The organism is Janthinobacterium sp. MP5059B, from assembly GCF_001758645.1.
Lineage (GTDB): Bacteria > Pseudomonadota > Gammaproteobacteria > Burkholderiales > Burkholderiaceae_D > Janthinobacterium > Janthinobacterium lividum.
In genome coordinates this window covers 88,587-102,398 of record NZ_LRHX01000009.1, presented here as the reverse complement: position 1 = coordinate 102,398, position 13,812 = coordinate 88,587, and the positions used below count along the sequence as shown (strand labels likewise).

The following is a 13,812-nucleotide window of genomic DNA, read 5'->3' as shown; positions in this document are numbered from 1 at the left end:
GCACTGTGTTGATGCGCACGGTGCAAGGCCGGCCGGTACAGCTGTTCGGTTTTCCGCTGGTCTTCATGACCGTCCTGATCGACGTGCTGTGCGCGGGACTGGTGGCCCCCGTCTTGCCGCGCCTGCTGCTGCAATTGAGGGACAGTCCCGCCCAGCCCGTGTTATGGCTCGGTTATCTGGGGATGCTGTTTTCGCTGTCGCAAATGTTTGCCTTGCCACTGCTGGGAGCATTGTCGGACCGCTTTGGCCGGCGCCCGCTGCTGTTATTGTCGAACCTGGGCGTGGCCGTGTATTTCTTCTGCCTGGCGGATACTGAAACGCTGGGCCAATTGGTGCTGGGGCGTATCTTGTGCGGCATCACCGCCTCCAGCTTTGGCATCGCCTATGCATTTATTGCGGACTGTTCCGAAGGCGCCGCGCGCACCCGCGCGTTTGCCTCGATGGGCGCGGCGTACAGCATGGGACTGGTGGCGGGGCCGGCCCTGGGCGGCTGGCTGGGCAATATCGATGTGCGTTTGCCCTTCTACCTTGCCGGCTGGCTGTCGCTCGGCAATCTCCTGTATGGCGTGCTGGTCTTGCCCGAGTCTTTGCCGCCGGACAAGCGCGTTCCCGTCAGCTGGCGCATGAGCAATCCATTCGGTGCCGTGTTCGAGCTGGCCAGACGTCCCGAACTGCGTTTCCTGACCCTCGCGTATCTGCTGGTGGCCAGCGCGCACTGGTCGATTTCCGTGGCGTTCGTGTTTTACACGCAACAGCGGTATGGCTGGGACTCCACCCAGGTAGGCTTGATGCTTGCCGTGCTGGCAGGCTGGGGCGGCGTGGCGCAGATGAAATGTGCACCGTTTCTGATGACACGATACGGCCCGCGGCGCACGGCCATGCTGGCGTATGCCGGCTGCTGTGCCGGCTTCCTGTGCCTTGCCCTGTCGCGCCAGTCGGCGGGGGCGTACCTGGCCATTTTCCTGCTCGGCGTGGGAGAGATGGCCAACCCGGCACTGCAGGGTCTGCTGACCAGTGCCGTATCGGCGCGGCAGCAGGGCTGGCTGCAGGGCGCCGTCAAGAGTGCCGGCAGCCTGGCGGGGCTGGCGACGCCGGCCCTGTTCGCCATGCTGGTCGCCGTTGATCCTGCCAGCCACGACAGCGGTGCGGCATTTGTCCTGGCCGCCATCCTGTTGCTGGCCGCCTGCCTGGCGATTGCCGCCAGCAAATACTCGGCTGGCAGCAAGCCGGCATGATGCGCATCAATGGGCTGCGGCTTCTTTGATGCTCATTTCCAGGCTGTAATTCGCCACCGCATTCCTGCGCGCCGCATTGCGCATCAAATACACCTGCACCGTGTACTCGCCATCGGCCGGCAGTGCCGCCTGGTAAGTGTTGCCGCTGGTCGAGCCGATGAACAGGGCTTCATCCTGGCCTTGCTGGCGGAGGTTGAAGTAGTTCGATGGCTGATTGGTTTTCAGCTTGACGCTGAAGGTCTGTCCCGCCTTGCCTGACACCGTGTATTCGGCCGTGGCATAGCCCTTGATCTTGCCCTTGACCGTATGCGTGGCCTGGTTCGCCGTCAACGTCACGCTTTCCTTGTGGATGGGATCGGCGCTCCAGGCGGGCGTGGCAAAGACGAGTGCCGCCAGCAACAGGCTGGCGCGGATGGGCAGTGGACGATGCGGCATGCGGTTTTCCCCTTGAAGTGGACACCAGCGCGGTTGCTGGCGATGCTTGCCATCTTACGCCAGGCACAAAAACCGGCCGCGCACTGGTCGAAGGCGCGGCCGGTTTGCGTTGCGTCAAGCACGTTGACGCAAGCCTAATTGAAACTGACTTCCTTGCGGTTATCGCGCGAGACCCGGTCGATCATCTTGTTGTACGGATCGACACCCACCTCAAACGGTTTTTCCTTCACCGTGATGGTGATCACCGGGTCGCTGCCGGACAACATGCGCTTGTCGGTGAACACGACTTTTTCATCTTTCTCCTTGGCGCCCGGCGCGCGCGCGAAGATGGCGATTTCCACCGGCTCGTCATAGGCGCGCGCGCTTTCCTTGCCCTTGCCGTCGGACTCCAGTTTGGCCAGGTGCAACTGCATGGTGACATCCCACTGGCCATCCGGGCGCTTGACGGCCGTCGCTTGCGTGACGCGGTTGTCGTAGAAGACGATCTTTTCGAACAGGTCCGTGATCAGGGCTTGCTTGTCCTGCGGCGCTTCGGCGCGGATGTACGCCAGCAATTCCGACGAGGTGGTGAACGGCGCCTGCTGGTAGCCCTTGTCCTGCAGATAGCGTTTCAGGGCACGGTTCAGCGCCTCTTCGCCGAGCTCGTCGCGCAGGCGGTAGAACACCAGGCTGCCCTTGTTGTAGTGGATGTATTGCTGTCCTTCCACGCGCGCCAGCGGCAATTCCTCGATGGCTTCGCCGCCGCGTCCGCTCAGGTAGCGGTCCAGTTCATAGCGCAGGAAGCGGCGCATCTTGTCGCGGCCGTATTCCTTTTCCATCACCATCAGGGCCGAGTATTGCGACAGCGATTCCATCAGCATGCTGGCGCCTTGCACGTTTGCGCCGATCACCTGGTGGCCCCACCACTGGTGCGCCATTTCATGCGCCGTGACGTAGAACACATAGTCGATGTCATCCTTGTCGCGCAGGTCGGCGATGAAGCCGATGCCTTCCGAATACGGAATCGTATTGGCAAACGACTGTGCAAAGCTCTGGTAGCCGGGGAATTCCAGGATGCGTACCTGCTTGTGCTGGTAGGGCGTGAATTGGGTCGTGTAATAGTCGAGCGACTTTTGCACGGAAGTGATCATGCGATCCGTGTTGTAGCCGTGTTTCTTGTCGACATAGATTTCGATCGGCAAGCCGTGCCACTCGCCTTTTTTGACTTCCCAGCGCGCCGACAGGTAGGCAAAGAAGGGCAGCATCGGCTGGTCCATCTTGTAGCGGTAGTAGCGGCGGCCATCCTTTTCCCAACTGCCTTGCAGATAGCCGGGCGCCAGGGCTATCTGCTCGCCGCTGGTGGACACCGTCGTGTCGAAATGGATCCAGTCGGCATCGCCGCCCAGCACCGTGTTGTCATACGCGGAAGAGTCTTCCAGCTTGGCCATGCGCTGCGGCTCGCCCAGGCCACGCTTGCGGCGTTCATTGCGGTCCAGCAATTCCATTTCCTTGGCATAGCCGAAGTGGGGGAAAAAGGCCTGGTTGTTGAAGAAGCTGCCGTTCAGGTTGAGCTGGTCCGGCGCGCCGCTGTTGGTGAAACCCTGGTGCGTGACGGCCACCGTGAAGTCCAGCGGCAGCGTGGCGCCCGGTGCCAGGGGCTGGGCCAGCTTGAGGATGCTGAAGCCGAGTTCCTTGTCGTCCAGTTCGACCTTGTGCGCGGGCAAGTTCAGCCATGCCGTTTTCAGCTCGGGGTCGAGCTGGATGCGCAGGGTGTCGAGCGCTTGCGCCGTCTTGTTTTGCAGCACGTAGTGGCCCTTGATCAGCACCTGGCGTTGCTCAGGATAAATATCCACGTTGGCCTGGACTTCCGTGATCTTCGGCTGCGGCAAGTGCTGGTACCGCTTGTACAATTTTTCGTAGCGCGCCTGCTTGTCCATGCCGATGTTCGATGTCTCGTACCGGTTCAGCACATTCGTGTTGTAGAAGATCCAGCTGCCCGTGCCTATCCAGCACAGCAGCACCGCTGCCAGCGCGGCACCCGTACGGCCCTGCAATCGCTGGCCTGCCAGGCGCACGCGTGCCCGCCAGCCGTTGGACAGGCCGCGCACCCAGAACGCTTGCGCCAGCATGACGAGGGCCACGGTAAACAGGCTCCAGTACAGCGCAAACCAGGCCCAGCCCGTCAGGAAGTGGCCATAGCCGTTCATGTCTGAATATTTGATGGACGGCGTGGCGGCGAAGTTGTACAGCTTGTGTTCGAAGTGCAGCATGCCCTGCACGGCTTGCGCCACCATCAGCAGGATCACCAGCAGGTAGCCGATGAACTTGTTGTTCGACAGCACTTGGAGGGTCAGGGCGCACAAGCCCATCAGCACGAAGAAGAGCGCGCCCAGCAAGGTGCCTTGCAGGTACAGTCCCAGTTCCACGGGCGCGCCGCCCTTGACGAGCTGGAAGCCGATGGCCGTGAGGACGCCCGCCAGCAGGTAGCCGGCGATGACGCCGATTAAAGCCGTGCATTTGGCCAGCAGGGGCACCCAGTCGGGCACGGGCAAGGCGTCGCCGACGTCGGCGATCCTGGCTTGCCGTTCCTTGAAGATCAGCTCGCCTGCATAGAAGGTGACGATGATGATCAGGAGGAAGCTGAAGCTGTTGCTGATTTGCTGCAACAGCAAATGCGTCATCGGATACACGGCCGTGCCATACATGTTCTTGTCGACATTGGCGGCCGCGATCAGGTTGATCATGCCGAACAGCAGCATGACGAGGAAGGGCAGGCTCCTGAAGACGCCGGCGGCGTCGAAGCGCAGGATGTGCCACCACTGGCGCCAGGCTGTCGCGGCAGTAAATGCGGGAGTGCTGCGCGGCAGGTGCAGCGGCGCCGTGACGGCCGGTGCGGCGGCCACGGCCTTGGCCTTGCCGAACAGGCGTTTTCCCGTCCCCGTGCGCTGCGGCTTGAACAGCACGACGGTGGCGAGGAATAGCAGCGCCGTGATGCCCAGCCACAGCAAGCGGTTGGCCAGCAGGAAACCGGAAAACGGCGGCAGGCCCGCGTTCGATTCGGCGGACGTGAAATAGCGCGTCATGCGGCCAAAGGCGCGCACGCCGAACGGGTCGAGCAGGACGGCAAGCCATTCGTTGTTGATGTCGCGGGTAAAGGCGCCGGCCACGGCCCACAGCACGAAGAATCCCAGCACGCCCACGTAGACGAGCATCATCGAACGCGTGGTGGCGGCCAGCAGCATCAGCAGGGCGCCGATGAAGAGCAGGTTGGGGATGACCAGGACGGCGAAGCTCCACGCATAAGTGTGCAGCGAGAACGCGCCCACGCGCTGGGGATCGACCCATGGCATGAGGGGCCCCAGCATGGTGGCCAGGGCGATGGCGACAAAGATCACCAGGCAGGCGCCGAAGCCGGCGCCGAAGCGGCCGAACAGGTAATCCCACTTGCGCATGGGCGTGGCGAACAGCATGTCGGCCATGCCGACTTCGCTGTCGCGCAACACGGCGCCGGCGATGAAGACGGTGACGAGAAACATCGCCAGCAGGCTGAAGATCCCCAGCATCTGCGCCACCACGGTGGGCGCATTGCGGTTGATATTGCCGATGGCGCCGCCGATCTGGATCGAATCGCTGCTGCTGGCGCCAAAGGCCATCAAGGCCATGACGGCGGCAAATACCCACAGCAGCGGCTGTTTCAGCTGATAGCTGAGGTCAAACTTGAAAAATTCCTTCCACATGGTGTGCTCCTTACGCCGCGACGGCGGATGGTGCCTCAGCGGGAACGGCAGCGCCGTCGCGGGCCGCGTTGCGCACATGCAGGAAGTACACGTCTTCCAGGTCCGGAGCGATCTGCACGAAGCCGCTGTCGGGCTGGCTGTCGGCATACACATTGATTTGCGGTTTGCCGCCCACCAGGCGCGTCGACAGCACATTGTGCGACTGCTGGTACTGCGCCAGTTCTTCCATGCTGACGCTGCGGCGCCACACCTTGTTGTGCAAGGTGTCGATGGCCGCCTGCGGCTCGCCCTGCACCAGCACTTGACCCTTGACGATCATGGCCATGCGCGGGCACAGGTCCGTCACGTCGTCGACGATGTGCGTCGACAGGATCACCACCACCTGCTCGCCGATCTTTGCCAGCAGGTTCAGGAAGCGGTTGCGCTCGTCCGGGTCCAGGCCGGCAGTGGGCTCATCGACGATCACCAGGCGCGGCGCGCCCAGCAGTGCCTGGGCGATGCCGAAGCGCTGGCGCATGCCGCCCGAATACGTGCCCAGGTTGCGCTTGCGCGCTTCCCACAGATTGGTTTGCTGCAACAAGGCTTCCACGGCTTCCTTGCGCGGCCCCTTCTCCGTCAAGCCTTTCAAGACGGCAAAGTGGTTGAGCAGGGTTTCCGCACTGACCTTCGGATACACGCCGAAATCCTGTGGCAAATAGCCGAGCTGGCGGCGCAAGCCGGCCTTGTCCTGCAACACATCGACACCGTCGAAATGGATGCTGCCGCTATCGGGATCTTGCAATGTCGCAATGGTACGCATCAGCGAAGACTTGCCTGCGCCATTCGGCCCCAGCAAGCCGAACATTCCATTGGGAATTTCCAGGCTGACATTGTTGATGGCCTTGACGCCATTCGCATATGTTTTGTTCAGCTGTTTGATCTTTAGCATGCAGCACTCTCCAGGACATGGGTCTAAAAGCCGGCAGATGCGTGCCTGCCGGCCTGTGGAAGGGGATCACCCTTGTTTTTATCAGCCGCGATGGCGGATGTTACTTAAAAACAATAATGTATATGCAACTGAAAGGAAAAAAATGGTTTTGCGACCAAGGGAGGAAATGCAGGCATGAAATGCCGGAGAGCGGGGATGAGTGACGGTGATAAGATCGCGGACTGGATCAACGCCATCGTGCGGGAAAGTTCTTCATGCATGCAATAAACAAGGTCATCGCATTGCGCGCCATTGCCCCGGGCGAAGAGGGCGCATTGGCGCGGCTGTTCCAGCTCTACTGTTATGACAATTCCGCCTGGAGCGGCGAGGCGCTGCTGGCCGACGGCCGCTATGAGGTGTGCGATGCGGGGCTGGCATCGTATGTGCATGGCGCCGGCCACACGGCCAGCTGGATCGAGGTCGATGGCGAACTGGCCGGTTTTTTCATCACGGAGCCCGGCATGGCGGGCGAGCTGGCCGTGCAGGAGTTCAGCGACTTTTTCATCCTGAAGAAATACCGGCGCCGGGGCGTGGCGCTGGAAGTGGTGCGGCGCGTGCTGCTGGACAGCGCGCAGACGTGGCTGGTGGCGACGTTTCGCGACGATGCCGCTGCCTGTGCGTTCTGGCGGCAGGCGTTTGCGCGCCTGCCGTTTGCCAGCGTCGAGGCGTGGGACGATCCGGACTTGCCGCAGTTCCAGCTGACTTTGCTGAAACCGGCGGCTTGAACTCGTTTAGAAGCGTACTTTCACATACGCCGACGGCCCCGTCAGGCGCACGTTCAAGTCGGCATCGCGTTCGCTGTCGCGGTGCAGCTTGATTTTCGAGATGCCGTAATCGGCCACGAAGCCAATGTTCTTGAACGGAAACCATTCCACGCCGATATTGCCGCCGTAGATGTGGCCATTGATGCGCCCGCCATTTTTCTTGATGCCCGACGCTTCCGCATACATGCGCAAGTCCGGCGTGAAGGCGTGGCGCCAGCCTACTTCCAGCAGCGGCGCGAACGCGTGCTCGCCGATGGAATCGCGCGCCGTGGCCGTCTCACCATTGACGACGCCGGTGGCCGTGCCGTTCAGGTTGGCATTGTAGTAGGCGGCGCCCAGGCCGATGCCGAAGGTGTCGTTGCCGCTGCCCAGCCACCAGCGGTAGGACATCTTGGCCAGGTCCAGCTTCAGGTCGGCGTCCGCCGTGGCGGTGCCGGAAACCGGCTGGCCATTGATGGTGGTCTGGCCGGTCAGCGTTGGCGTGTAGGATTTGTCGTAGCGGTAGTAGTCGAATGCCAGGGCATGATGATCGCCGATCAGCAATTCGGCCTTGATGCGGGGAATGGTGGTGCGGCTGGGATTCGATTCGGGCGCGTCGATGCGGCCAAACTGCGTGTCGGCGCCGACATTAATGCGCGGATCGGCGGAGAACGCTCCCACCGAAATACTGACACGGTCCAGGGTGGGCGACGGTTCGGCCCGCGCCGTGGCGGCGGCCGTGGCAATGCCCAGCATGCCCAGCATCATGGCGCCGCGCAAGGCGAGGTGGTGCGGGCGTGGTGGGGACAGGCGGGTGGACACGGACATGGCAGACATGGGGCTACTCCTCAAGATAAAGTGAAAACTGTTGCGACGCTTTGGGCAACAGTGCAATGAGGAAATGGTAGCAATTGTTACTTTTAAATTACGTAGCCGCACGTCGCAAGTGGCCGTCGGACTTGTCCTACCGCCGGTAAATCCACTGTAACGACTGGTAAGGAAGGGATGGAAACGATGCAGGAGATTATTGAACTGATGACGCCGCGACTGGTGTTGCGGCAATGGCGCGACAGCGACTTGGCGCCGTTCGCGGCCCTGAATGCGGATCCCCGCGTGATGGCATATTTCCCGACGGCCCTGTCGCGCGACGCCAGCGACGCCATGGCACGGCGCTGTAGCGGCTTGATCGACGAGCGGGGCTGGGGCTTATGGGCCGTTGCCTTGCGAGAAAACGATGCCTTCATCGGCATGACGGGCTTGCATATTCCCGCTGCGCAACTGCCATGTTCGCCGTGCGTGGAAATCGGCTGGCGCCTGGCGTTCGATTACTGGGGACAAGGTTACGCGCAGGAAGCGGCGCAGGCCGCCCTGCAGGCAGGTTACGAGCGCTTGCAGCTGCCGGAAATCGTCGCGTTTACGGCGCTGCCCAACGTGCGCTCGAGCGCGCTGATGGCACGTCTGGGCATGCGCCGCGAGGCCGCCACTTTCGAGCATCCGGCCTTACCGGCAGGACATGCATTGCGCACGCATTGCCTGTATCGTCTGACACGTGCAGAATGGTTGCAGAGGGAGGTAACATGAGAATCGCCGCTATTTCCGATATCCACGGCAACCTGGATGCGCTTGAAGCCGTGCTGGACGACATCGCCCGGCGTGGCGTGGACGTGACTGTCAACCTTGGCGATATCGTTTCGGGCCATTTGCAGCCGCGCGCCACGGCGGCGCGTCTGATGGCGCTCGACTTGCCCACCATCCGCGGCAACCACGAGCGCCAGTTGCTGGGCGATCCGGCCCGCATGGGCGTCTCGGACGCCTATGCGCGCGCGCAACTGCTGCCGCAGCAGCTGGACTGGATCGCGGCGCTGCCCGCCACCGTGCGCCTGCGGCAGGACGTGCTGCTCGTGCATGGCACGCCCAGCAGCGACCTCGTGTATTTTCTCGACAGCGTCACGCCGCAAGGCAGCCGCGCGGCCACGCCGGAGGAGGTGGCCGAACGGGCCGGTATGACGGACGCGGCCTTGATCCTGTGCGGCCATACACACATGCCGCGCCTGGTGCGCCTGTCCGATGGGCGGCTGATCGTCAATCCGGGCAGCGTGGGCTTGCAAGCCTACGACGACGACCATGGTTATCCGCACGTGATGGAAAACGGCACGCCGCATGCCCGCTATGCCATCGCCGAACAGGGAAGCGATGGTGCCTGGACGGCGCAGTTGCATGCCGTGGCATATGACTGGGAAAAGGCGGCCCGGCTGGCGCTGGCGAACGGGCGGCCCGACTGGGTCACGCCCTTGCGCACGGGCCGGGTCGGCTGATTAGCGGAACTCTTCCGCCACCAGGTTGTACTTCTGCATCTTGTGATACAAAGTCTGTTTCGGCAAGCCGAGCACTGTGCTCACTTCGCTGACGTTGCCGGAATATGCGCGCAGTTCCTGTTCGATCAGCGCGCGTTCGAAGCCGTTGACCTGTTCCGCCAGCGACAGGGGACTGGCCAGTCCGGCCGCCAGCAGGCTCGAGGCGCCACCGGCGATGCCCAGCACGAAGCGGTCGGCGATATTGCGCAACTCGCGCACATTGCCGGGCCAGGAATGCGCCATCAGGTTGCGCATCTGCGCGCTGGAGACGACGGGCGCGGCGCGGTTGTAGCGGGCGGCGGCGGCCAGCACGAAGTGCTCGAACAGGATGGGAATATCCTCGCGCCGCTCGCGCAGCGGCGGCAGATGCAGCACGATCAGATTCAGGCGGTAGTACAGGTCGCTGCGGAATTTCTGTTGCTGCGACAAGTCTTCCAGGTCCAGTTTGGCTGCCGCGATGACGCGCACGTCGACGGGAGTGGGCACGTTCGAGCCCAGGCGCTCGATATAGCGTTCCTGCAGTACGCGCAGCAATTTGACTTGCAGGGACAGGGGCAGGCTTTCGATTTCGTCGAGGAAAAAAGTGCCTTGATCCGCGTGCTCGATCTTGCCCACCTGCCGCTTGGCCGCGCCCGTAAACGCGCCCGGTTCGTGGCCGAAGACTTCGCTTTCAAATATGCTTTCCGGAATCGCGCCGCAGTTCACGGCGACGAAGTTGTGCTTGCGGCGGTGGCTGAAGTCGTGCAGGCAGCGGGCTACCATTTCCTTGCCTGTGCCCGTGTCGCCATAGATCAGTACGTCGGCCGGTTCGTCTGCAACGTCGAGGATCAGGCGCCGTATGTCGCGCATCGCCACGGAATTACCCAGTAACCGCGATTCGATGCCGCCGCCGTCTTCCAGTTGCCGGCGCAAGCTGTGCACTTCCAGGGTCAGGCGCCGCGTTTCCAGCGCGCGCAGGATGACGTCGACCAGTTGCTCGGACGAATACGGCTTTTCGATGAAATCGTAGGCGCCCGTGCGCATGGCGTGCACGGCCATCGTGATGTCGCCGTGGCCCGTGACGAGGATCACGGGCAGGTTGGCATCGAGTGTCTTGACCGCTTGCAGCAATTCCAGGCCGCTCATGCCGGGCAGGCGCACGTCGCTGACCACGATGCCGGGAAAATCCGGCGTCAGCAGTTTATAGGCCAGCTCGGCCGAGTGAAACGCCAGCACGTCCAGGCCGGCCAGCTGCAGTGCCTGCTCGCTGCCCTCGCGTACGGTGGGGTCGTCCTCGACCAGCAAGACCTTCAAGCCGTCAAACATGTTTTTCCTCCTGCGTTGCAATCTGTAGTTCGATGGTGAAGATGGCGCCGCCGCCGGGGGCGTTCTCGGCGCGCAGCACGCCGCCGAACTGGCGCGTGATCTGTTCGGAAATGGCCAGTCCCAGGCCCAGTCCCAAGCCTTGCGGCTTGGTCGTGAAGAACGGTTCGAACAGGTGTTCGCACACTTCCGTGGACAAGCCGGGCCCCGTGTCGGCCACGTGGATCAGCACGTGCTCGGGCGTGCATTCCACGGCCACGCGCAGGCTGCGCACGTCGCTGCCATTCATGGCGTCGAGCGCATTGGCATACAGGTTCACCAGCACCTGCTCCAGGCGGTTGCTTTCGCACATGGCGAAAATGTCTTCGGGCGGCAGTTGCAGGGTGAAACGCACATTTTCCACCTGCAGCCGGCGTTCTACGAGGAACAGGGCGTTGCTGATCGCCGTGGGGATCGAGACGGAGGTCAGGCTGGTGGTCGACTTGCGCGCAAAAATCTTCAATTGGCCCGTAATGGTCCCCATCCTGGCCGCAATTTGCGAAATCTTCGCCAGATTGCGCCGCGCGTCGTCGAGCCGTCCCCGTTCCAGCAGGATGACGGCATTGTCGGACATGGTGCGCAGCGCCGTCAGTGGCTGGTTGAGTTCATGCGTGATGCTGGCCGACATTTGTCCCAGTACCGCCATCTTACCTGCTTGAAACAGTTCGTTTTGCGTGATGTGCAGCTTTTGCTCGGCCTTGCTGCGCACCTCGATTTCCTGGCTCAGACTTTGCGTCATGGCATTGAGTTCCGAGGTGCGTTCCTCGACCATGGCTTCCAGGTTGTCATAGGCATGCTGCAGATCTTCGCGGGCGCGCAGTTTTTGTGCCACGGCCGCGCGGCGCTGGCGCAGGTAAAAGAACAGCAGCATGAAAAAGCCCAGCAGCACGCAAGAGAAGGCGGCCGCCGCGCGCGCGCTGGCCTTCGCTTGCGCCAGGTCGGACAAATAAATAAAAGTCCAGCCTTGCGGGGATTTGAGCTTGATCTGCGTCATGACGCTGGAACTGATCTTCGGTGGCGTGTCGGCATGTTCCTGTTCGCGCACGCTGATCACGCGCGCCCCATTGCCCAGCTGGCGGTCGGAAACGAAGGGGATCGCTGCGAGCTGCTTCGAATAATACTGGCGCGTGCGGTTGAGTTCCTCGACGATCGCGGGCGACAGCGGCGCCAAGGTCTTGTACTTCCAGTCCGCCATGGAGCTGAGGAAGATCACGCCATGCTCGTCGGCCAGCATGACCTTGTCGGCGCCTTGCACCCAGCGTTTTTCCAGGTTTTCCAGGTTCACCTTCACCGTTGCCAGGCCCAGCATGTGGCCATTCTGGTAGATGCCGTGGGCAAAGAAGTAACCGGGTTCCAGCCGCGTCGTGCCCACGCCATAGAAGCGGCCCGGCGTGCCGCGCAACGCGTCCTGGGCGTAGGGGCGGAACGAGATATTGTCGCCAATAAAGCTGTCGGGCTGCTGCCAGTTGCTGGCGGCCCGCGTGTTGCCGTCGAGGTTGCTGATGAAAATGGTCGAGGATTTCGCCTGGTCATTCATCTGCTCGAGGTAGTGGTTGACCGTATCGACCAGCACCGGGTCTTCCGGGTGCTGCAGCAGGCGAATCACGTCGCGGTTCAGCTCCAGGGTCTTGGGCAGGAAGTCGTATTTCTCCAGCGCATTTTCCAGGCTGCTGACATAGACTTCCAGGCGTTGCGCACCGCTGGCCTGCAGCTTGCCGATGGCGATGCGTTCGGTCCAGAAATACACGAGCCAGACGGTGGCGAGACAGGCGGCCAGCACCACGCCCCAGGCCAGCGTTTCGCGGCCCGACCGTTGCGACAGGCGCTGGCGCCAGGAAAGGGAGGGTTTCGTAGTACTGCTATTCATAAAATCAGCTGCCAACTTGCAAGAACCCACAGTATCGCATTTAAATATTGCGTAAAAAGAAAAAGCCGCCGGATATGCATCCGGCGGCTCACACTTCTATGTCACGGACAGCTCGACGTCCTTAGAAGGTATGGCGCATGCCCAGGTTGAAGCCGCTGTTGCCGGTGCCATTGTCGGTGGCATTGCCGACGACGAAGGTGGCGCCGTTCTTGTTGCTGATGTGGCCGTAACCGGTGTACAGGTCGCTGCGCTTGGACAGGGCGTAGAACGCGCCGATGGCCCATTGCTGGGCGTCACGGTTCAGGTTGCTCTTGTCGTTGTGGCGGATGTATGACGCGACCAGCTTGGTGGCACCGAACGGTGCGCTGAAGCCGACCAGGATGTCGTTGCTCTTGCTGTTGTCGAGGGCGCGGTTGTCGGCGTAGCCGAAGTTACCTTGCAATACGCCAAAGTCGTAGCGCGTGGCCAGCAGGGTGTTGCGCGTTTGCTGGGTCGCCAGCGCATTTTCCTTGCGGTGGTGCGTCAGGGTCACGTTCAGCGGACCGTCGATGTAATGCACGGCGCCGCCCATGCTGCGGTTTTTCGCATTGTCGCCAGCCACTTCGCCAAAGCCATACGCCAGGTCGGCCGACAGGTGGCTATAGGTTGGCGTGGTGTATTGCACCATGTTGTCAACGCGGATATTCGTCGCCATCAGGTTCGATGCCGTGCCGGCCAGGCCGATGACAAACGGATCGGCCACGTCGCGCAGGGCCAGGTAGTACGGCGAATATTGGCGGCCCAGGGTGACGGCGCCGGCGCTGCCGGTCAGGCCGACATATGCCTGGCGGCCGAACAGCAAGCCGCCCTGGCCCGAGGTGCCGGTGTCGATATTGAAACCGCTTTCCAGCACGAAGGTTGCGGCCAGGCCGCCGCCCAGGTCTTCCTTGCCTTTGAAGCCGATGCGCGAGCCGGAAGCGACGCCGGAAGCGACGCGGTTCAGGCGGTCTCCAGCCGCATCCTTGTCGAACACCAGGCCGGCGTCAGCCACGCCATAGATGGTCACGCTCGATTGGGCCAGCGCGCCGCCGGAAGCTGCGCCAAGGGCCAGCAGGGTAAACAGGACTTTTTTCATGAAAATCTCTCTAATAAGTTGGGATGACTACTGATCGCAC

The 13,812-nt window shown here is 62.2% G+C and carries 11 protein-coding genes; 4 read left to right on the top strand and 7 right to left on the bottom strand.

All coding sequences use genetic code 11. The features are described from left to right. Nucleotides 1–11 precede the first annotated feature (11 nt). Entirely contained in the window at nucleotides 12–1,235 is a 1,224-nt protein-coding gene (locus tag JAB1_RS12365) for an MFS transporter (protein ID WP_070280128.1), read from the top strand. Nucleotides 1,236–1,241: 6 nt separating this feature from the next. Here the strand turns inward: JAB1_RS12365 and JAB1_RS12360 are convergent, their stop codons facing one another. The 3 genes from JAB1_RS12360 to JAB1_RS12350 form a co-directional block, all read right to left on the bottom strand. After that, nucleotides 1,242–1,670: a hypothetical protein gene (locus tag JAB1_RS12360; protein WP_070280127.1), complete on the bottom strand. Its 429-nt coding sequence runs from the start codon at nucleotides 1,668–1,670 to the stop codon at nucleotides 1,242–1,244. Between the two features lie 134 nt (nucleotides 1,671–1,804). Further along, the gene (locus JAB1_RS12355) at nucleotides 1,805–5,386 is read right to left on the bottom strand and encodes a M1 family aminopeptidase (protein WP_070280126.1); all 3,582 of its coding nucleotides are present in this window, start codon (nucleotides 5,384–5,386) and stop codon (nucleotides 1,805–1,807) included. A 10-nt stretch (nucleotides 5,387–5,396) separates the two neighbouring features. Beyond that, nucleotides 5,397–6,314: an ABC transporter ATP-binding protein gene (locus JAB1_RS12350; RefSeq protein WP_070280125.1), complete on the bottom strand. Its 918-nt coding sequence runs from the start codon at nucleotides 6,312–6,314 to the stop codon at nucleotides 5,397–5,399. Nucleotides 6,315–6,568: 254 nt separating this feature from the next. Between JAB1_RS12350 and JAB1_RS12345 the strand changes: the two genes are divergently transcribed. Next, on the top strand, nucleotides 6,569–7,078 hold the full coding sequence (locus JAB1_RS12345) for a GNAT family N-acetyltransferase (protein WP_070280124.1): 510 nt from the start codon (nucleotides 6,569–6,571) through the stop codon (nucleotides 7,076–7,078). Nucleotides 7,079–7,084: 6 nt separating this feature from the next. Here JAB1_RS12345 and JAB1_RS12340 read toward each other — a convergent pair whose 3' ends face one another. Next, entirely contained in the window at nucleotides 7,085–7,933 is an 849-nt protein-coding gene (locus JAB1_RS12340; RefSeq protein ID WP_081345816.1) for a MipA/OmpV family protein, read from the bottom strand. A gap of 177 nt (nucleotides 7,934–8,110) precedes the next feature. Here JAB1_RS12340 and JAB1_RS12335 point away from each other — a divergent pair, with 177 nt between their 5' ends. Further along, a complete protein-coding gene (locus tag JAB1_RS12335; protein ID WP_070280185.1) occupies nucleotides 8,111–8,677 on the top strand; it encodes a GNAT family N-acetyltransferase in 567 nt (188 codons plus the stop codon). Beyond that, nucleotides 8,674–9,411 carry a metallophosphoesterase family protein gene (locus JAB1_RS12330; RefSeq protein ID WP_070280123.1) on the top strand — a complete coding sequence of 246 codons (738 nt, stop codon included), beginning with the start codon at nucleotides 8,674–8,676 and terminating at the stop codon, nucleotides 9,409–9,411. Before JAB1_RS12335 ends, JAB1_RS12330 begins: the two co-directional genes overlap by 4 nt. On the opposite strand, the gene JAB1_RS12325 is transcribed toward JAB1_RS12330, so the two are convergent. The 3 genes from JAB1_RS12325 to JAB1_RS12315 form a co-directional block, all read right to left on the bottom strand. Then, nucleotides 9,412–10,755, bottom strand: a complete 1,344-nt coding sequence (locus JAB1_RS12325; protein ID WP_034781227.1) for a sigma-54 dependent transcriptional regulator — start codon at nucleotides 10,753–10,755, stop codon at nucleotides 9,412–9,414. Beyond that, on the bottom strand, nucleotides 10,748–12,658 hold the full coding sequence (locus JAB1_RS12320; protein WP_034781230.1) for an ATP-binding protein: 1,911 nt from the start codon (nucleotides 12,656–12,658) through the stop codon (nucleotides 10,748–10,750). The genes JAB1_RS12325 and JAB1_RS12320 overlap by 8 nt, the downstream gene beginning before the upstream one ends. Nucleotides 12,659–12,779: 121 nt before the next feature. Next, on the bottom strand, nucleotides 12,780–13,772 hold the full coding sequence (locus JAB1_RS12315) for a porin (protein WP_070280122.1): 993 nt from the start codon (nucleotides 13,770–13,772) through the stop codon (nucleotides 12,780–12,782). Nucleotides 13,773–13,812 lie beyond the last annotated feature (40 nt).

Excerpts from the sequence above, each read along its gene's own strand:
- JAB1_RS12365 (WP_070280128.1), top strand. The coding sequence starts at position 12 with ATGCGCACGGTGCAAGGCCGGCCGGTACAGCTGTTCGGTTTTCCGCTG.
- JAB1_RS12360 (WP_070280127.1), bottom strand. The coding sequence starts at position 1,670 with ATGCCGCATCGTCCACTGCCCATCCGCGCCAGCCTGTTGCTGGCGGCA.
- JAB1_RS12355 (WP_070280126.1), bottom strand. The coding sequence starts at position 5,386 with ATGTGGAAGGAATTTTTCAAGTTTGACCTCAGCTATCAGCTGAAACAG.
- JAB1_RS12350 (WP_070280125.1), bottom strand. The coding sequence starts at position 6,314 with ATGCTAAAGATCAAACAGCTGAACAAAACATATGCGAATGGCGTCAAG.
- JAB1_RS12345 (WP_070280124.1), top strand. The coding sequence starts at position 6,569 with ATGCATGCAATAAACAAGGTCATCGCATTGCGCGCCATTGCCCCGGGC.
- JAB1_RS12340 (WP_081345816.1), bottom strand. The coding sequence starts at position 7,933 with ATGTCTGCCATGTCCGTGTCCACCCGCCTGTCCCCACCACGCCCGCAC.
- JAB1_RS12335 (WP_070280185.1), top strand. The coding sequence starts at position 8,111 with ATGCAGGAGATTATTGAACTGATGACGCCGCGACTGGTGTTGCGGCAA.
- JAB1_RS12330 (WP_070280123.1), top strand. The coding sequence starts at position 8,674 with ATGAGAATCGCCGCTATTTCCGATATCCACGGCAACCTGGATGCGCTT.
- JAB1_RS12325 (WP_034781227.1), bottom strand. The coding sequence starts at position 10,755 with ATGTTTGACGGCTTGAAGGTCTTGCTGGTCGAGGACGACCCCACCGTA.
- JAB1_RS12320 (WP_034781230.1), bottom strand. The coding sequence starts at position 12,658 with ATGAATAGCAGTACTACGAAACCCTCCCTTTCCTGGCGCCAGCGCCTG.
- JAB1_RS12315 (WP_070280122.1), bottom strand. The coding sequence starts at position 13,772 with ATGAAAAAAGTCCTGTTTACCCTGCTGGCCCTTGGCGCAGCTTCCGGC.